This window comes from Vibrio glycogenivorans, from assembly GCF_051660965.1.
GTDB lineage: Bacteria > Pseudomonadota > Gammaproteobacteria > Enterobacterales > Vibrionaceae > Vibrio.
This window is the reverse complement of sequence record NZ_JBPVIS010000001.1, coordinates 143832-161394: the sequence shown is the minus strand read 5'-3', so window position 1 is coordinate 161394 and position 17563 is coordinate 143832. Positions and strand designations below refer to the sequence as shown.

17 protein-coding genes are annotated in these 17563 nt (G+C 46.9%); 10 read left to right on the top strand and 7 right to left on the bottom strand.

The window, feature by feature from the left end; genetic code table 11:
* Window positions 1–459 carry an outer membrane beta-barrel protein gene (locus ACSTTG_RS00730; protein ID WP_438460022.1) on the top strand — a complete coding sequence of 153 codons (459 nt, stop codon included), beginning with the start codon at window positions 1–3 and terminating at the stop codon, window positions 457–459.
* Window positions 460–592: 133 nt separating this feature from the next.
* On the opposite strand, the gene sstT is transcribed toward ACSTTG_RS00730, so the two are convergent.
* Window positions 593–1837: a serine/threonine transporter SstT gene (sstT, locus tag ACSTTG_RS00725; RefSeq protein ID WP_438473515.1), complete on the bottom strand. Its 1245-nt coding sequence runs from the start codon at window positions 1835–1837 to the stop codon at window positions 593–595.
* A gap of 559 nt (window positions 1838–2396) precedes the next feature.
* On the opposite strand from sstT, the gene ACSTTG_RS00720 reads away from it, so the two are divergent.
* Both ACSTTG_RS00720 and ACSTTG_RS00715 read left to right on the top strand, forming a co-directional pair.
* Window positions 2397–2867, top strand: coding sequence for a GNAT family N-acetyltransferase (locus tag ACSTTG_RS00720; RefSeq protein ID WP_438473514.1), 471 nt, complete (start codon window positions 2397–2399; stop codon window positions 2865–2867).
* Between the two features lie 96 nt (window positions 2868–2963).
* Entirely contained in the window at window positions 2964–3959 is a 996-nt protein-coding gene (locus ACSTTG_RS00715; RefSeq protein WP_438473513.1) for a transposase, read from the top strand.
* A gap of 925 nt (window positions 3960–4884) precedes the next feature.
* Here ACSTTG_RS00715 and ACSTTG_RS00710 read toward each other — a convergent pair.
* Window positions 4885–5145: a hypothetical protein gene (locus ACSTTG_RS00710; protein ID WP_438460026.1), complete on the bottom strand. Its 261-nt coding sequence runs from the start codon at window positions 5143–5145 to the stop codon at window positions 4885–4887.
* Between the two features lie 528 nt (window positions 5146–5673).
* On the opposite strand from ACSTTG_RS00710, the gene folK reads away from it, so the two are divergent.
* From folK to ACSTTG_RS00685, 5 genes are all read left to right on the top strand, one after another.
* A complete protein-coding gene (folK, locus tag ACSTTG_RS00705) occupies window positions 5674–6171 on the top strand; it encodes a 2-amino-4-hydroxy-6-hydroxymethyldihydropteridine diphosphokinase (protein ID WP_438460027.1) in 498 nt (165 codons plus the stop codon).
* A gap of 113 nt (window positions 6172–6284) precedes the next feature.
* Window positions 6285–6674 (top strand): dihydroneopterin triphosphate 2'-epimerase, encoded by a 390-nt coding sequence (gene folX, locus ACSTTG_RS00700; RefSeq protein WP_438460028.1) that lies wholly within the window; start codon window positions 6285–6287, stop codon window positions 6672–6674.
* On the top strand, window positions 6674–7312 hold the full coding sequence (gene folE, locus ACSTTG_RS00695; protein WP_438460029.1) for a GTP cyclohydrolase I FolE: 639 nt from the start codon (window positions 6674–6676) through the stop codon (window positions 7310–7312). The genes folX and folE overlap by 1 nt, the downstream gene beginning before the upstream one ends.
* On the top strand, window positions 7309–8025 hold the full coding sequence (folM, locus tag ACSTTG_RS00690) for a dihydromonapterin reductase (protein ID WP_438473512.1): 717 nt from the start codon (window positions 7309–7311) through the stop codon (window positions 8023–8025). Before folE ends, folM begins: the two co-directional genes overlap by 4 nt.
* A 98-nt stretch (window positions 8026–8123) precedes the next feature.
* Window positions 8124–8813, top strand: a complete 690-nt coding sequence (locus ACSTTG_RS00685) for a zinc metallopeptidase (protein WP_438473511.1) — start codon at window positions 8124–8126, stop codon at window positions 8811–8813.
* 41 nt (window positions 8814–8854) lie between these two features.
* Here ACSTTG_RS00685 and ACSTTG_RS00680 read toward each other — a convergent pair whose 3' ends face one another.
* The 5 genes from ACSTTG_RS00680 to ACSTTG_RS00660 form a co-directional block, all read right to left on the bottom strand.
* Window positions 8855–9307: a hypothetical protein gene (locus tag ACSTTG_RS00680; RefSeq protein WP_438473510.1), complete on the bottom strand. Its 453-nt coding sequence runs from the start codon at window positions 9305–9307 to the stop codon at window positions 8855–8857.
* A gap of 10 nt (window positions 9308–9317) precedes the next feature.
* Entirely contained in the window at window positions 9318–11273 is a 1956-nt protein-coding gene (locus ACSTTG_RS00675) for an alkyl/aryl-sulfatase (protein WP_438473509.1), read from the bottom strand.
* Window positions 11274–11432: 159 nt separating this feature from the next.
* Window positions 11433–12659 carry a sodium/glutamate symporter gene (gene gltS, locus ACSTTG_RS00670; protein WP_438460034.1) on the bottom strand — a complete coding sequence of 409 codons (1227 nt, stop codon included), beginning with the start codon at window positions 12657–12659 and terminating at the stop codon, window positions 11433–11435.
* Between the two features lie 461 nt (window positions 12660–13120).
* A complete protein-coding gene (locus ACSTTG_RS00665; RefSeq protein ID WP_438460035.1) occupies window positions 13121–13753 on the bottom strand; it encodes a response regulator in 633 nt (210 codons plus the stop codon).
* Entirely contained in the window at window positions 13750–15186 is a 1437-nt protein-coding gene (locus tag ACSTTG_RS00660) for a sensor histidine kinase (RefSeq protein ID WP_438473508.1), read from the bottom strand. Before ACSTTG_RS00660 ends, ACSTTG_RS00665 begins: the two co-directional genes overlap by 4 nt.
* A 286-nt stretch (window positions 15187–15472) precedes the next feature.
* Between ACSTTG_RS00660 and pstS the strand changes: the two genes are divergently transcribed.
* Together pstS and pstC are read left to right on the top strand one after the other, a co-directional pair.
* A complete protein-coding gene (gene pstS / locus ACSTTG_RS00655) occupies window positions 15473–16513 on the top strand; it encodes a phosphate ABC transporter substrate-binding protein PstS (protein ID WP_438473507.1) in 1041 nt (346 codons plus the stop codon).
* Between the two features lie 106 nt (window positions 16514–16619).
* The gene (pstC, locus tag ACSTTG_RS00650; protein WP_438473506.1) at window positions 16620–17549 is read left to right on the top strand and encodes a phosphate ABC transporter permease subunit PstC; all 930 of its coding nucleotides are present in this window, start codon (window positions 16620–16622) and stop codon (window positions 17547–17549) included.
* The last annotated feature ends 14 nt before the right edge of the window (window positions 17550–17563 follow it).

Below are 17563 nucleotides of genomic sequence, written 5' to 3'. Positions count from 1 at the left end.
ATGAAAAAAACACTTTTGGCAGTTGCACTTTTGGGAATGTCTGCATCAGCAGCAGCAAACTCTTTGGTCTATGGTGGTGTTTCTATTGGTCAGTCAGACCTAGATGGTAACACAGACACAGCATACAACATTCATGCTGGTACAAGCTTGTTTCCACTGCCATTTGTTGGAATGGAGCTAGGTTATACCGATCATGGTACACTAGCCGGTGACGATATTGACTCGTTGTACTTTGCACTACGACCAAGCATCGGCTTTGGTCCACTGAGACTGTATGGCAAAGCTGGCGCGCATAGTTGGCAAGCAGACAGTGACGACGGCTTTGACGCGATGTACGGCTTTGGCGCGGATTACCAAGTGTTTGGCCCAGTAAATGTGGGTGCTGAGTTCATGTTTTACAATGTCGGTAAAGAGGACATCAGCAACTTTGCTCTGACTGCATCGTTTAACTTCCTATAAACGATAGCGTTTATGAATTGTGTAAAAAGGGCCTTATTGTAAGGCCCTTTTTTGTATCCCAAAGTTTTTGCTAACGGCTAGCGGAATTGACTCAAATAACATCTCTGAGTACCACGAGCCCTTGGTCTGAGTGTTACGACTGTTGCTCTTCAAGTTGGGCTTCAGGCGCATGGTCTTTGATAGAGCGACAAACAGCCGCGGTAAACACAACGTCGGTGGAGCTGTTCAGCGCCGTCTCTGCAGAATCTTGGATCACCCCGATAATGAAGCCAACGGCGACGACTTGCATCGCGACATCGTTAGAGATACCGAACAGGCCACAGGCCAGTGGGATCAAGAGTAGAGAACCACCCGCGACTCCAGACGCACCGCAAGCCGACAACGCCGCCACTACGCTAAGTAGCAATGCTGTAGCGAGGTCTACCTGAATTCCCATCGTGTGTACCGCAGCTAGTGTCAGTGTGGTGATGGTAATCGCGGCACCCGCCATATTGATGGTTGCCCCAAGTGGGATTGAGACTGAATAGGTATCTTCATCGAGTTTGAGTTTTTCACACAGCGCCATATTAACCGGGATGTTGGCCGCACTCGAGCGAGTGAAGAACGCAGTGACACCACTCTCGCGCAGGCACTGAAACACCAACGGATAAGGGTTTTGCTTGGTCTTGAAAAACACAATCACAGGGTTAACAACCAGAGCAATGATCATCATCGCACCAAGAAGGACAGCCAATAGCTGGGCATAACCTGCCAGGGCGCTAAAACCAGTTGTGGCGAAGGTTGTTGAGACCAGGCCAAAAATACCTAAAGGTGCAAGACGGATAATAAAACGCACGATATGAGAAACGCTGTGGCTGAGGTCATTAAACACCGCTTTGGTCGTATCCGAGGCGTGATGCAAAGCAAGGCCTAAACCAACGCCCCAAGCAAGAATACCGATGTAGTTGGCTTCAGCTAAAGCATTGATAGGGTTATCCACGAGTTTAAACAGCAGCGTGCGCAACACTTCAGTGATCCCTTGTGGCGGTGTTGCCCCTTCAGCGCCGGTTACTAGCGTTAGGTTGGTTGGGAACATAAAGCTCAGCACTACCGCGGTCAAGGCGGCAAATAGCGTACCGATCAGATATAACACCACGATAGGGCGCATATGGGTATGTTGGTTTTTCTTCTGGTTGGCAATCGAGGCGGCGACCAAGATAAACACCAAAATAGGTGCGACGGCCTTGAGTGCGCCGACAAACAAGCTACCCAACATGCCAGCACTCTCGGCGTACGTCGGCGATATGGTTGCGAGAATAATACCGAGAACAATACCGATAAAAATTTGCAGCACAAGGTTACCTTGGCTTAATCGAGCTATTAAGTTTTTGTTTTGCATACATCTATCCTGAAAGTGTTGAAGAGCACAATCCATTGTTGTGCCTAATATCATCGTCTGCAGGTAATACAAACTGCGCAAACAATATACTCCTTCCTGTAACTAAATGTGACAATGACTAGTGTTAGATGTTGAAAACTATGACCTACAGCCGGTAATTATGCCGTGAAGTGCCTTGAGTTTAGGGTAAGTGTCTATTTTGTGAGCTGCTACTCTGTTTTTTGCGAGAAGAGCTGAACACAAATATTCTATGAAGTGACGACAATTTACGTAGTGGAGTTTGATCGATTTAATCCATCTTGACCTGTCTGTAGCTTAACCTTGGTTTGTTATCGCTGACCCTAATTAACTTCTTTGGGATGAAACATTCGTTATGTAAAGTTGTCCGAGAGTGTCGATGTTAGCTTTTTAAATTATGCGCCTTTTCGTATTCGAATCTCTAACATTTCTTATTAACCGTTTGATTATTAAATTAAATTTCATTAGAGAGGCTGCATGATAGGAGTATGAAAAAGGAGCTAAAATTTGTCTAGAAAGAGTTCAGTGGTCAAGAGAAAATATGGAAATTTCATTATTAGCGGATCATCCGCATGAAGCCCCAAAGATAGCTAAATGGTACTACGATGAGTGGGCAAGAATCGTTCCAAGTGTCACCGAAGAAATGGTGCTCGGAAAAGTCATCGAGAAATCAGTCAATCGAGAGGCCATTCCTCTATCGTTAGTTGCCCACCTAGATGACGAGCTTGTCGGCGTTCTTGAACTAAAAATTCGTGAAAATATCAACTATCCAGAATACGAAAACTGGGTTGGTGGTGTCTTCACTCATCATAGGCATAGATGTAAAGGGATTGCTCACAACCTCTTGGAATCAGCGAAAGAAAAAGCAGTAAGTCTTGGTATCAAAAAACTATATTTACAATGTGAGAGTTTCAATATCGAATTTTACTTAAATCATGATTTTAAGGTTCTACATCAGGCACAGCACCATGAAATCGAAACGACGATTATGGTCTGGGAAGCCACAAAATAACACTGACTGCAGAGAATAATTAGACACCCATAATATTGGTGGAGTTGTCGACCCTTTCCTACACTGAAGTAGTGCTCAATTCTCAGGAGAATCACGATGCCCAAAGCTCGCTCTGAACAAGTTAGTCTGGATGATACCGTCTACTACCACTGTGTTTCGCGCTGTGTGCGCAGGGCCTACTTGTGTGGCGTTGATGAGGTTACTGGCAAGAGTTATGAGCATCGGCGGGGTTGGGTTGAAGAGCGTCTGCTCAAGTTGGCGCGAGTGTTCGCCATTGATGTCTGCTCGTACGCGGTGATGAGTAACCATACCCATGTGGTGCTGCATGTTAATCAGGTGACGGCTCGGGACTGGGGTGCGAATGAGGTCTTGGAGCGTTGGCATCAATTGCACAAGGGAACATTGCTAACAACTCGCTATCTTAGTGGAGAGCAGCTCGATGATGCATCATTGAAAGCGGTTATGGATATTGTTGAGGTGTATCGCCAACGTCTGTATGACATCAGCTGGTTTATGCGTAATCTCAATGAGACCATAGCCCGTCAAGCTAACAGAGAGGAGGGGTGTACAGGTCGATTTTGGGAAGGGCGTTTTAAGTCGCAAGCGCTACTTGACGACGCTGCCTTAGTTGCCTGTATGACTTATGTCGACTTAAATCCTGTCCGCGCCCAGATAGCCCCGACCCCTGAAGAGTCTGAATATACCAGTATCAAGGCTAGGGTGGATATTCTCCAGGGTTCTGACGGCAGTGACCCGCGCCAACCTGAAGCCTTATTTCCCTTTGTTGGTGACCCAAGGCAGGAGATGCCAGAGGGACTGCCGTTCCGACTTGAAGACTACCTGTTACTGGTGGATTTAAGTGGTCGCGCCATATGCGAAGACAAGCCTGGGGCTATAGCTGAGTACCATCCGCCGATTTTGTCCAGACTAGGGATCGATGAAGCGGTGTGGGAGTCTTTGATTGTTTCGCTTGAAAAGGAATTCACCGGACCTATCGGGGGAGAAAATTCTCTGCGTCAATATCAGCGACATCACGGCATGCAGCGGATGAAAGGCGTGACTTCCGCAAGGCGTTGCTTTAAAGCCGCGTAAACCACTTTTGACCTTTCTTTTCGCTACGGTAACAGCTGTGGTAGGGAGAGGTATTGCCGATAGTGATACAAATAGCTAAAAATGGGCGAATCCTTAATTTCAACATCAGGTTTTGGTATTCGGCTTTAGTAAACCTCCACTCTGCACACATAAAAGACTGGCGTTTACGGCGATTTATCATTGGCGCCAAAATTTGTTTAGTTAAATTACTGTGGGTGTCTTAAACGATTTCCATACGCGAAGACAAGCCTGGGGCCATAGCTGAGTACCATCCGCCAATTTTGTCCAGATTAGGGATCGATGAAGCGGTGTGGGGATCTTTGATAGTTTCGCTTGAAAAGGAGTTCACCGGACCGATCGGTGGAGAAAATTCTCTGCGTCAATATCAGCGACATCACGGCTTGCAGCGGATGAAAGGCGTGACTTCCGCAAGGTGTTGCTTTAAAGCTGCATAAACCACTTTTGACCTTTCTTTTTGCTACGGTGACAGCGGTGGCGGGGAGAGGTATTGCCGATAGCGATACAAATAGCTAAAAATGGGCGAAACCGTAATTTCAACATCAGGTTTTGGTACTCGGCTTTAGTTCACTTTCACCTGACACACTTAAAAGATTGGTGTTTACGGACGATATATTGCCGGACAAATTTTTACTTAATTATATTATTTCGGGTGTCTTGTTATAATAGAGAGTAAAACGATCTTAATCGATGAATATCGATTAAGATCGATGTGTGAGGCTGTTAAGCTAAAATATAGGGCTATGACAGAATCGGTTGGTATTTAGCCCGTCACGCTTCCTTGGTAATCATATGAGGTTCTAGCATGCCTTTGCCCCATTATGTTACAAAACAACAAAAAGAGGCTGAATGGTCAGCCTCTAAGATTTAGTGAGTTATAACGAAACTCATATTAAAACCAGTTAGACTACGCTTTTTCGGCTAACTTTACATTGGACCATAATTTCAGGGTTTCTTTAAAAAATACACCGTAAAACACTGGGAACATAAAAAACATTACCAAAACATAACTCACTTTATGGGCAAATGGTAAATCTGGTTTTGTTGGTGCATCAAAGACGTTATGCCCTGTGAAAAAAAACATTAAAATTATATACAATGTAGCAACGCTACCAACGATAAAATAAAAACCAATAATAAGGTTCAGAATAAATAATACACTTTCCACAAAAACACCTATAACATAAATTATCCTTACATCATATCACATCGATATTAATGATTCAGAACCGTATTCAAGTTTTGTTACCTTAAGTCCATTATGGTAAATCGGTCATTCAGCGCTCTAAAACCACGGTTCTATGCGTTTATGCGTTCTAGATGTAGTTTTACACGTTTCAACTGGAGTCTCCTCTAAACTGGTAAACTCGACATTGTCGTTACACTAACTACCAAGGGAAAGTGACGGAACGGATTAGCGTATCTTTTAAAGTAATCAAAATCAGCTTGAGAGCTATCCTTACCTTTAATGTCCGGTAATATAGCAATAATCGCCAGTAAGCTACGCCTGTGTCATGAAGTCTATAGCGCTTGATGGGGAAGGGGGAATGCGATGCCTGATTTTATTTTGTATGGAAAACTTGGCCTTGATTCTGCGCGCAAATTGGCAGGACTGGCAGCAATTATAAGACAAAATAGCTGATCTTCGTAGCGAATTAGAACGTAAGCCACTGGCAACCAAGAGGAAGACAATCGTATGGCCACTGTCTATGTCAGCATCGGTAGTAACATTAATCGTGAGCACAACATTACACAATCTCTAAAAGCGTTGAATAAACACTTTGCGCCTTTGCAAATTTCTAGATTTTACGATTGCGAGCCGGTTGGTTTCGAAGGGGAGAACTTCTTAAACCTAGTCGTCGGATTCGAGTGTGAGCTGCCTGTTGCAGAGCTGGTGAAGATTCTCCACCAAATCGAACTCGCGAGTGGCCGCCAGCGTGAGACCAAAGCATTTGCTTCTCGTAGCATGGATATCGATATCCTTGTGTACGGCCATCAAGTAGGGACTATCGATGGTGTAGAGCTGCCGAGAGAAGACATCACAGAGTACGCTTTCGTACTTAGACCATTGGTCGATGTTGCTGCGCAAGCGCTTCATCCCACGCTAGGCATCACGTTTGAGCAAATCTGGAATGAATTCGATCAGCTGAGCCAGAAAACACAACCCATACCTTTTAAGCTCAATATTATTTAGCCGCTTTAATGGCTTTGAACAAAGTGGGTGACCTTTTTATAACTTGACCTTGGTTGATCTTTTTTTCTAACCCGCACGTAACTGCGATCACTCCCTAACGATCGGAAACAGTTATGAATCACAATGCGATTATTACTATTACCAATCTCAGACTGAGAACCTTTATCGGTTTCAACGAAGAAGAGAAAACCAAGCAGCAAGACATCATCATCAATGCAGAAATCCATTATCCGGCTAACAACCTATGCCTTGCAGATGATGTCGATAACGCGCTCAATTACAAAAATATCTGCAAGAAAATCATTCACCACGTCGAATCAGGAAGATTCCTGCTGTTAGAAAAGCTGACCAGCGATGTGCTCGGTATTTGCATCGATCATCAATGGGTGCGATACGCTCAGGTAAGAATCGACAAGCCTCATGCCCTACGTTTTGCTGACTCCGTTTCGCTCACCTTGAGCTACGAAGCAGACCACGATCACAATTCACAAGGAGCGCGCTAATGTTGACTGCCGAAGCCGAAAAAGTAAGAAAAGCCTTGCTCGCTAAGGGGCTCGAAACCCCGATGACACCGAGTGAAATGAACAGCGACCAGAAGTACAACCGCATCAAAGGACTGCTGACAGAAGTTGTTAGCACGCTTGGCCTGGATTTAACCGATGACAGTCTGGCTGAAACGCCTCACCGCATTGCTAAGATGTATGTCCATGAGATATTTTCAGGGCTCGATTACAACAACTTTCCCAAAATAAGCATCATAGAAAACAAAATGTCCGTCGATGAAATGGTCAAGGTCTCGGGCATTGATTTAACATCGACCTGCGAGCATCACTTTATTACCATCGATGGGTTAGCGCAGGTAGCTTATATCCCTGAGTCCAAGATCATTGGATTATCGAAGATAAATCGTATCGTGCGCTTCTTTGCCCAGCGCCCTCAGGTCCAAGAGCGCCTCACTCAGCAGATCCTGATTGCGATACAAACTCTGGTTGAGACCGAAAATGTCGCGGTGACGATCAAAGCCACCCACTATTGCGTGAAGTCCAGAGGGGTGATGGATACCAACTCTGAAACCTCAACCACCGCGCTTGGTGGTATTTTCAAAACCAACCCTCAAACCAGAGCTGAGTTCTTACGATGAGTGAAATCATTCTTATAACCGGTGTGGGAAAGCGGCTGGGCTTTGCACTGGCGCAGCAGCTTTTATCCGACGGCTACAAGGTGATTGGCACCTACCGTAGCGACTATCCTCACTTGCAACGATTGCGTGACTTTGGCGCCGACTTACAACACGTAGACTTTTATCAACAAGGCAGCTTAGAGGACTTTCTTCATTACGTTGGGCAAGAGTACAAGGTACTCAGGGCCATCATCCATAACGCCTCTGATTGGCAGCCGGAAAACAAGCAAAACCCCAGTGAGAATGCCTCACATATCATAAATCAGATGATGGCGGTGCATGCCAGTGTGCCCTATCTAGTCAACTTAACCCTCAAAGACCAACTGATGTCCGGCGATGAAACATCAGACATCATCCACATCAGTGACTACGTTGCAGAGAAAGGCAGCAAAAAACACATCGCTTACGCGGCTAGTAAAGCGGCACTCAACAACCTGACGCTTTCCTTTTCCGCGATGTTGGCTCCCAAGGTGAAAGTCAACACCATCTCTCCAGCCATGCTTAAATTCAATGAGCATGACGACGAGACCTATAAGGCCAAAGCCCTGCAAAAAGCGCTGATCCCAACAGAGGCGGGTTTTGAAGAGGTGATTGATGGGGTCAAATTTGTGCTAGCCAGTCAGTACATGACAGGCAGAACTCTGCACCTTGATGGCGGTAGGCATTTAAAGTAAAAACCGGACGTTGTGAAGTTAATACACGCATCTCCTGCTGCGTTTTATGCGTATAATGCCAAGTAGTTTAACCATTGCTTATGGCACACTAATTTAAAATGTTCTGGATAATCATATTACTTATAATCGCGCTGTGCGTCTTCCTGCCGGGCCTTTGGGTCAGGCATGTGATGGAGAAGTACAGACAGCCAGCTAATCGCTACCGCAGCAAGGGAAGCGGTAGTGAGCTTGCCCGCCACCTGTTGGACAGTTTCGGCTTGGGGAACGTCGAGGTAGAGGAGACCGCTACCGGTGATCACTATGATCCGGTCGCTAAAGCCGTGCGCCTGACGCCGGACAACTACTCGGGATACTCACTAACGGCAGTGACGGTGGCCGCCCATGAAGTGGGGCATGCCATTCAGGATTCACGCGGCGAGTCTTTGTTTCTGGCGCGGCAGAATCTCGTGAAGGCTGCCATGGTCGGCGAGAGAATTGCTGGAATGATGCTTGTGGCCGCACCGCTTGTCCTAATGCTAACCCGTGTGCCGCAAGCGGGCGTGATAACGATATTGATTGGCGTTTTTTCAATGGCACTCAGTACTATGGTACATCTGTTGACTCTTCCGGTTGAGTTCGATGCCAGTTATGGCAAGGCTTTGCCAATCTTAGAGAATGGTGGCTACCTGCATGATGGTGATCTGCAGCATGCCGAGAAAATTCTCAAGGCTGCGGCGCTGACCTATGTGGCGGCCTCGCTCACCAGCTTGTTAAACTTGGGGCGATGGATCGCGGTGCTTCGTAGATAGTAATAGCCCAGGGGCGTTTGATTCCTTGTGGAGTTAGGCCGCTATTGCGTTGTTTCAAGGACCACGCCAAGTGCCTGCGCTTCTGTCAGGGAAAGCTTATTGGTCACAACCGCTTGTAAAGCCGCCTCAGACATCAAAAACACTTGCCCTGTAGAGGTCGGCTCTGGTACATGGATATCGATGTTGCTATTGGTGGTGACTTGCGACCATAAATGGCTATCGACCAGATAAATGTAAGCATTTTCTGGCAGTGTAGGCTCCTGGTTTGCGATCAGTTGTAACCACCAAGTCACTCTTCGCAAGCCTTGATTACCCGGTAAGGCCTCTGGACTTACGATTTGCCTACCAAGGACGGCATGTTGGGTGGCGATCGCGACCTCAATCGAGCCTGGATAGCTTTGGGTAAATGGGTTAGAAAACTGCCCATCATAGCTGCAAGCCCACGACAGTGAGCTTGCAGTCAGGCTTGCCACTAGGGCAAGGGTCTTTTTCATCTTGTTGACCTTACGGGGTTACGATGTTAAACCAGAAATTGAACGTATCAAGCATCTCGACAAACTGCTGAAACACCTCGGGCTTGCCCTCTAATTGAATATCACCGTCTGCGATGGCCTTCTCTAAGGTCAGCTTTCCAAGCTGGATATCATCCAGGGTGGCCTTAGTTAGAGTCAGGGCAACATCGGACTCAGCAGCTTGCTTGCGGGTGTGGTTGAGGACCGAGTTTTCAACCATCAAGCTGTATTGCTCGTCAAGGTCGGTGAAATTGACATTGATAACAAAGGCTTGTCCTGCGGCTTTGTCGGGTAATATACGCACTGCAAGGTAATCAAACAACATCTCAGGTGGCATATTACGGATGATATCGGGTGAGGCGGTGTTGGTTCCGCCCGCACTCGGTGTGCCGTTACGCAGCTCAAACGCCCCCTGGAGGTAGACTGAGCGCCATGGGCCAGACTCTGCTTGATAGCCCAACTGTTCATAGCTGTCAGCAAGCAGCGCTTTACCTTTTTCACTATCGGGGTTGGCAAACACAACGTGTTTCATTACCTCTGCGACCCAGCGGTAGTTACCGGCGGCAAAGTCTTTTTGTGCCTTGTCTATGGTGGCTTGTTCACCCCCCATATACTCGACGTACTTGATGGCGGCTTCGGTAGGCGGAAGGTTGTTCAAATCAGAGGGATTACCCGAGTACCAGCCCATGTATCTTTGATAGACCGCACGACTGTTGTGGCGCAATGTGCCGTAGTAACCTCGCGTGCTCCAGTTGTATTCGAGCTCATCAGGGAACTGGATTATCTCGGATATCTCAGAGCCAATGTAGCCTTGGTTCATCAAGCGCACGGTTTGGTCGTGGGTGTATTTGTACATGTCGCGTTGTTTCTTGAAGTAATCAACGATGTTGGCTTGTCCCCATTTAGGCCAGTGGTGACTTTGGAACTTGACTTCAACCTCATCGCCCCACATCTCAATCGTCTCTTGCAGGTAGCTAGACCATTTCAGCGCATCACGGACCTGCGCGCCGCGCAGGGTGAGTATGTTGTGCATTGTGTTGGTGGTGTTTTCCGCCATCCACAAGGCTTTCTTGTCAGGGAACCAAGTATTGATCTCGGTTGGGGCCTCGGAGCCTGGCGTGTACTGGAACACCATTCGCACACCATCGACCGTCAACTCGTCGCCGGTTTGCTCGATGATGTCGGTTGGTTTGATTAATGTTGCTAAACCAGTAGAGGTTGTTTGGCCCAATCCGCCATTCACCCCGCCGAATTCATTTCTGGGTAGGAGGGCACCATACATATAAACCGCGCGACGACCCATGGCATTACCGGCAATCACGTTTTCCGATACGGCGTGCTCAGTAAATCCATGAGAGGCGATGATCCGGACATTGCCATCGAGGACGGCTTGTTCATCAACAATACCGCGTACTCCACCGAAATGGTCGATGTGGCTGTGGCTGTAAATAACCGCGACAACGGGGCGCTCACCAAGCTGTTCATTGATAAACGCCAGCGCGGCTTTGGCGGTCTCTTGTGAAATGAGTGGGTCGAGGACAATCCAGCCACTCTCACCTTGAACAAAAGTGATGTTAGAAAGGTCGTAACCTCGCACTTGGTAAATGCCCTCGGTGACCTCAAACAGTCCATTGAGCATATTTAATTGCGCATTTCGCCACAGGCTGGGGTTGACGCTATCCGGTGCACTTGCCTCAAGTGTTATGAATTTTTTGTACTCTTCGAGGTCCCAAACAACATCATCTTGATCATTGGTGATAGTGACGACACGCTGGCTAGCGATAAAGCCTTTTTGCGCATCTTCAAAGTCCTGTTGGTCATCAAATGGCAGCGTCGATAATAGCTGCTGATTGTAGGCTTTGGTGGCTTCGGTTGCAGGTTTTGGGGACTCAGCACAAACACCAGCTGAGAGGCTTGCAATCACAAATAGGGAGGTGATCTGCCTCATAGGGTTGCTCCTCGTTGATGAGTTAATTAACTGTAATATCAACTATAGATTGCTTTAGAGAGTCTGGATCACATCTGGCATAAAATAACGTTTGAAGTGATTGGGTAAGGAAGTACTGAATCGATGGCAGCCAATGAAAGGCTGCCATCAGAGGCTAAATTAGCCAAGGAAAGTAATGTAACCTTGAAGAATAATCAGGTTAACAATATCAATGAAAAACGCGCCAACAATTGGCACAACCATGAATGCCTGTGGTGACGGACCAAAGCGATTAACGATGGTACCCATATTCATTACCGCAGTTGGGGTTGCGCCCAAACCAAAGCCACAGTGGCCGCCGGAAATCACCGCCGCATCGTAGTTCTTGCCCATCACTTTGAATGTCACGTAGTAACAGAACAAGCCCAAAACCACCGATTGAACACTTAGGATTACCAAGAATGGGATCGCTAGGTCAAAGATGTTCCAAAGGCGCAGGCTCATCAGTGCCATCGCTAGGAAAAGTGACAGTGAAACGGTACCTAGCATATCGATGGTTTCAGTATCGAGTTTGCGCACTTTAGTGACTTCAAGGAAGTTGGTGATGACGACACCAATAAACAGAGCGTAAACAAAGTCTGGGATCATGAGCCAGCTAATTTCAAATCCAGAGACCCACTGCTCCACATATTTTGCACCAGTGACACAAACTAGAAGGAAGAACAGGTTTTCGACCACTTTTTTTGCCGTTACCTTGTCTTCCTCGTACTCGTTGTACGTGACCAGCTCCGGAAATTTCTCATGGGTGTGGGTACTACAGCCATACTCAGACTCAATCTTGTTTTTCTCAATCAAGCGCTGGGCAACGGGAGAGCCAATGATACCACCGATGATCAAGCCAAAGGTCGCAGAGGCCATAGCAATCTCAAGCACATTCTCGAAACCGTAAACCTCTTGGAAAGTTTGTGACCACGCCGCGCCTGTGCCATGTCCGCCAGAGAGGGTGATCGAGCCGGCAATCAACCCCATGAGTGGGTCAAGACCCAGCATTGAAGCCAGTGACACCCCGACGCCGTTTTGAATGATGATGTATACCGAAGCCACCCCCAAGAAGAGGAACACTTTCGCTCCACCTTTCATCAATTGGGTGTAGTTAGCGGCAAGACCGACCGTGGCAAAGAACATCAGCATAAAGGTGTTTTGCAATGGCAGGTCGAATTCCAGATCGACACCGTTAAAGTGCAGTCCGGTGATGATACACGCAACGATCAAACCACCGACGATGGGCTCAGGAATGTTGAATTTCTTCAGGATAGGAAGCTTGGTATTAATAAAGTGACCTAAAAATAGGACCAAGATTGCAATGAGAAATGACTCTAGTGCACCGACAGAAATTAGTTGATTCATATAACCTCTTTTTATTGTTGCTCGGTCATCCTCCTTAATGAATGAGCGTTAGTCTGATTTGTTCAACCGTCTCTCGCATTGTTTGTATGCGCCTGTAGCTAGTTTCTGCGCTTGTATGGCGATGCTTTTTTGTGCCATTTTGATGCCGCAAAAACGTAAAAAAGAGCTCAGTGAGCTCTTTTATTGCGAGAGTAAGTGTTTGTTATCAAAAACCAAAGCGCCTTATCCAATGACTATTCCGTGGAAGTTGGCACCCTGAGCGGCTGAACAAACATTTTTCCTCTGAGGCACATAGAGCACACGGTGGCGTTCGCGCCAATCCTTTGCTTATGCGTTTAAAAATAGACCAATTCAAGCGCTTTTTCTTGATTCATCTGGGTCCATCTCCTCAGAGAGCGCGGCACTATACCATATGATGACTGGTTTGACCTGCCCGAATTGTTGCTAAGTGTTTGAGGCGGTTATTGCAACATCCCAGAGTGCACCTGAGTTCCTAAGTTGGTAAGTGAGTACACACGGCCCTCTTCTTTTGTGACTAGCCCACTGTTAACCAGCTGCCTGAGGTGAAAGTTGAACTTGGTGTGGTCCTCTATTCCGACAACGCGGCAAAGATCCATAAATTTTAGTTTGCGGTGGATCTTCAATTGCTTGAGCACCGTGCGACGAATCGGGTTAGACAAAGCGCTAAAAATTAGGTCATTGTCTCGCTCAGCTAGTGGCGATTTAGGCGAGCGTTCGGCATGGACGCGTTTCAACGTCATGGACAAGGTAGGTAGATTGAATGGCTTGGTAAGAAACTCATCCGCACCTTTTTTCATCGCGTCAACCGCGACATCGACGGTTGCAAATGCTGTTGTCACCACGATGCCAATATTGGGTTGTAGCCTGCGTAGGGTGGTGAGAGCCTCAATGCCAGTCATGCCTGACATAACGACGTCAAACAGGGCAAGATCAAAGTGTTGGTTGCTGGCACAATCAAGGGCATCTTCAGCGTTGTTAAATGCTGTCACGCTAAACGACTCAAGTGTGAGCGCTTCAATAAGGACATCACGAAGTTGCTCATCGTCTTCAGCCAGTAATAATTTTAGTGTCATTGGGTAATCCTTGGCAGGCACAGTGTTACGGTCAGGCCCTGAATTTGATTTTGTTTGAGGCGGTTGGTAAGAGTGATTTCACCTTGATGCTGATGGATGATCTGCTTACACAAGGCTAGTCCCATTCCCGTCCCTTCGCCTTTGGGCTTGGTAGTGAAAAAAGGCTGAAAAGCCTTGTTAGTGACCTCTTGGCTCATGCCTTGGCCAAAGTCGGCAATCTCGACCACTGCGGTCATTTTATCTCGATACAACCGCACATCAAGTCGCTGATTATCCTGCGTTGCATCAATGGCGTTGCCAATCAGGTTCGAAAATACCTCCTCAAGCAGTCCTAGATCTCCCATTACCATGACAGATTCGTCGAGCAAACAGTTCAGTTGATAGTTTTCCAAGCGAAATTGATTGAGAGAGATCGCGGAGTGGAGGGCTTGGGCAAGGGGCAAAGCGTGTCGTTTTAGGGGGCGGTGATGAGCGAAATTGAGTACTTCTTGACTGATATCAGCGGCTCGCTCGAGGCCGAAACGGATCCGATGGAGCTGTTTGTGCAGTAAGGGTTGGTCGACAATATGGCGCTCAAGTAGGTCACAGCTCATCATCGCACTGCTAAGCGGCGTTTTGATCTCATGACTGACCGCGGAAGTCAGTTCACCAAGCTCTTTAAGTTTTTCATCTTGGAGCGCCTTGTGCAGCGTATCCTCGATTTGTTGGTGCCTTTCTGTATCGAAAATGTGCAGTGCCGACCACAAAGAGGTGAGGATAGCGATCGCGCATAATGAGCGCGCAAACAGCACCCAAAGCCCAAGCTCAACGGATAAAACCCCGGCGCAGATACCATAGAGAATCAAAAATACACCGGTAAACTTAAACGGCATTGATGCGTCATGACCATCTTCTGCCAATTGTAAGGCGTAACTGTACACTGCCATGCCAGAGAGGGCACTTGCACCAAGACCAAAGATAAGGCGGATGTGCTGCTCGGTATTGGAGAGGTAGTCTGCGAACTGTTGGCCCTGATAACGGAAAAACAGACTGGCGATAAAGCCAAACAAGGTCGCGAGGCAGGCAATTTTGACCAATCTTACTCGTCGCCAATGGGTCAGCGGTAGCATTTTCCACGCAAACGCCCCCATGGCGATAAAGGAGAGAAATAGTTTGGTTACGGTGAAAATCTCGAGGTATTTGGTCTGTCCGTATTGATCAACAAACAGCACTAAGTACAACTCAGACCACTCATGTAAGCCATGAATAAGACCGAACACACCTAGAGTGGGTAACACTGACGCGATGGCAATTTGGCTCTGACTCAGGTCTCGGAAAATGATCGCAAAGAAGATGGCGAAAAAAGCCAAACCGTAGACAAGGTAGATATTAAAAGTAAGGAAAATATTCATGGCGCTAGGATAGAGCAAGTTAGCTTGTTGTTCAATCAGCATTAAGGCCAAACGACCCTGCAATCAAAGTTGAAATTTGTGAAGTATAATTATCAAAATTCGATATGGCATATATTTGTTATTCACATAGTGGTGATTTAATAGCGTATTTAATAAAAGTGTCATAAGTGATTTTTAGTCTCCACCTTGTCGATTGGTCAGCACCGATTGGCTGTTGAATTTATTTCAATATATTAGTTTTACATGAACACTAAAACTAAATGGGCTGATGAATATTCTTCAGCCCGACTTAAACGCTAAATAATATCAATTATATCGGAGATATATTGTGAAACTTTTCAAGTTCGCTCTAGTGTCATCAGTACTGGCTACGGCTTCTTTTGCTGCACTCGCTAACACAACGATCAATGGCGCTGGTGCGACATTCCCCCACCCAATTTACGCAAAATGGGCTGAGCAATACCAGAAGGAAACGGGTGTTCAGATCAATTATCAAGCCATTGGCTCAGGTGGTGGCATTCGCCAGATCACGGCCAAAACCGTTGATTTTGGTGCCACCGATGCTCCGCGCACTATCGAGCAACTCAATGCTGAAGGCATGATCCAGTTCCCAATGGTGATGGGTGCAATAGTACCTGTGGTGAACATTCCTGGTATCAATGCGGGTGAGGTTAAGCTTACCGGTGAGCTTCTAGCAGACATCTACCTGGGTAAGATCAAAAACTGGAACGATATCGCGCTGGCTGAGATTAATGAAGGGGTTGAGCTACCAAACCAACCAATCTATGTGGTTCACCGCTCTGATGGCTCAGGCACGACCTTCAACTTCACTGAGTACCTAACTCAAGTAAGCGCAGACTGGAATGAGAGCGTGGGTATGGGGACGGATATTACCTGGCCTCGTGAAGCGACAACCATCGGCGGTAACGGCAATGCAGGCGTGGCTAATTTCGTTGAGCGTACACGTGGTGCGATTGGTTATGTTGAGTATGCGTTTGCCAAGCAAAATGACTTGGCTTACACCCAAATGTCGAACAAAGATGGCAAATTCTTGATGCCAACCATGGATACCTTTCAGGCAGCGGCAGCCAATGCGGATTGGGAAAATGCCCCAGGTTACCACCTACTGCTGAATAACCAGCCTGGCGAGTCTTGGCCAATGACGGCAGCGACCTTCATCCTTATGCATGAAGAGCAAGCCAATGCTGACAAAGCGCGCGAAATCATTCAGTTCTTTGAGTGGAGCTATACGCAAAACGAGTACGCGGTGGAGTTAGATTATATTCCAATGCCAGACGTAGTGGTTGAAATGGTTGCAGACACTTGGAAAGAAAGCCTGCAGTCAAATGGTAAGCCGATACTAAATTAATAGTATTTGTCCACCGATAAAATCGGTGCGAATAAATATTGTTCGAACACATAAATAGTTGGCCTCTACTAACGCTAAGTTAATAGAGGTCAGATTAATTATCGATATGACGACTTTGACTTTGAAAAGAAAGGTAAACGGCGATTCAATTTTTGATAAATTGAGTTTCTTTAGTGCCTTACTTATTTTTATTACCCTTACAGGAATTGTTCTCTCTCTTATTGAAGGTAGCTGGCCTGCTTTCAGAGAGTTCGGCCCTGGTTTTGTATTTACCAATGTATGGGACCCAATTGGTGGTAATTTTGGCGCTGCGGCAGCCATCTACGGCACCTTGGTCACCTCATTTATCGCTATTGTTATCGCAGCGCCGATTGCTTTGGGCACGGCTATTTTTCTTGCTGAGCTGGCACCACGCTGGCTGAGTGTGCCGGTAAGTAAAGCTATTGAGTTACTCGCAGCAGTTCCAAGCATCATTTACGGTATGTGGGGCTTATTTGTTTTCTCTCCATGGTTCTCCAATGGTTTTCAAATGTGGGCAGCAATGAATCTTGTTGATCTTCCACTGATTGGCCCATGGTTCGACGGCCCACCGATTGGAATTGGTCTGCTCACCGCTGGGATCATCTTGTCATTTATGATCTTACCCATCATGACGTCATTAACCCGTGACGCATTGACATCAATCCCAAATGTGTTGCGAGAAGCGGCCTATGGTACTGGCGCGACTCCATTTGAGGTCATAACCAAGGTATTGATCCCTAAGGTTAAGAACGCCACAGTGAGTGCGGGTATTTTGGGCTTGGGGCGTGCGCTCGGTGAAACCATGGCCGTTGCGTTTGTGATTGGCGGGGCCAGTCGCATTGAGACCTCTTTCTTTATGCCAGCGAGCTCCATCTCGTCAACGATAGCTCAGCAATTCAATGAAGCGACAGACCCGACGCATATTGCGTCTCTGATCGCGCTAGGCGTGGTGCTGTTTATCATTACCTTCTTTGTGATGGCTTTTGCCCGTCGCTTAGTCCATTCCAAGAACTAACGGTGTGTTGAGTC

Excerpts from the sequence above, each read along its gene's own strand:
- folX (WP_438460028.1), top strand. The coding sequence starts at position 6,285 with ATGAATCACAATGCGATTATTACTATTACCAATCTCAGACTGAGAACC.
- ACSTTG_RS00685 (WP_438473511.1), top strand. The coding sequence starts at position 8,124 with ATGTTCTGGATAATCATATTACTTATAATCGCGCTGTGCGTCTTCCTG.
- gltS (WP_438460034.1), bottom strand. The coding sequence starts at position 12,659 with ATGAATCAACTAATTTCTGTCGGTGCACTAGAGTCATTTCTCATTGCA.
- ACSTTG_RS00720 (WP_438473514.1), top strand. The coding sequence starts at position 2,397 with ATGGAAATTTCATTATTAGCGGATCATCCGCATGAAGCCCCAAAGATA.
- ACSTTG_RS00730 (WP_438460022.1), top strand. The coding sequence starts at position 1 with ATGAAAAAAACACTTTTGGCAGTTGCACTTTTGGGAATGTCTGCATCA.
- ACSTTG_RS00660 (WP_438473508.1), bottom strand. The coding sequence starts at position 15,186 with ATGCTGATTGAACAACAAGCTAACTTGCTCTATCCTAGCGCCATGAAT.
- folE (WP_438460029.1), top strand. The coding sequence starts at position 6,674 with ATGTTGACTGCCGAAGCCGAAAAAGTAAGAAAAGCCTTGCTCGCTAAG.
- folM (WP_438473512.1), top strand. The coding sequence starts at position 7,309 with ATGAGTGAAATCATTCTTATAACCGGTGTGGGAAAGCGGCTGGGCTTT.
- ACSTTG_RS00715 (WP_438473513.1), top strand. The coding sequence starts at position 2,964 with ATGCCCAAAGCTCGCTCTGAACAAGTTAGTCTGGATGATACCGTCTAC.
- ACSTTG_RS00680 (WP_438473510.1), bottom strand. The coding sequence starts at position 9,307 with ATGAAAAAGACCCTTGCCCTAGTGGCAAGCCTGACTGCAAGCTCACTG.
- ACSTTG_RS00675 (WP_438473509.1), bottom strand. The coding sequence starts at position 11,273 with ATGAGGCAGATCACCTCCCTATTTGTGATTGCAAGCCTCTCAGCTGGT.
- ACSTTG_RS00665 (WP_438460035.1), bottom strand. The coding sequence starts at position 13,753 with ATGACACTAAAATTATTACTGGCTGAAGACGATGAGCAACTTCGTGAT.
- sstT (WP_438473515.1), bottom strand. The coding sequence starts at position 1,837 with ATGCAAAACAAAAACTTAATAGCTCGATTAAGCCAAGGTAACCTTGTG.
- folK (WP_438460027.1), top strand. The coding sequence starts at position 5,674 with ATGGCCACTGTCTATGTCAGCATCGGTAGTAACATTAATCGTGAGCAC.
- pstC (WP_438473506.1), top strand. The coding sequence starts at position 16,620 with ATGACGACTTTGACTTTGAAAAGAAAGGTAAACGGCGATTCAATTTTT.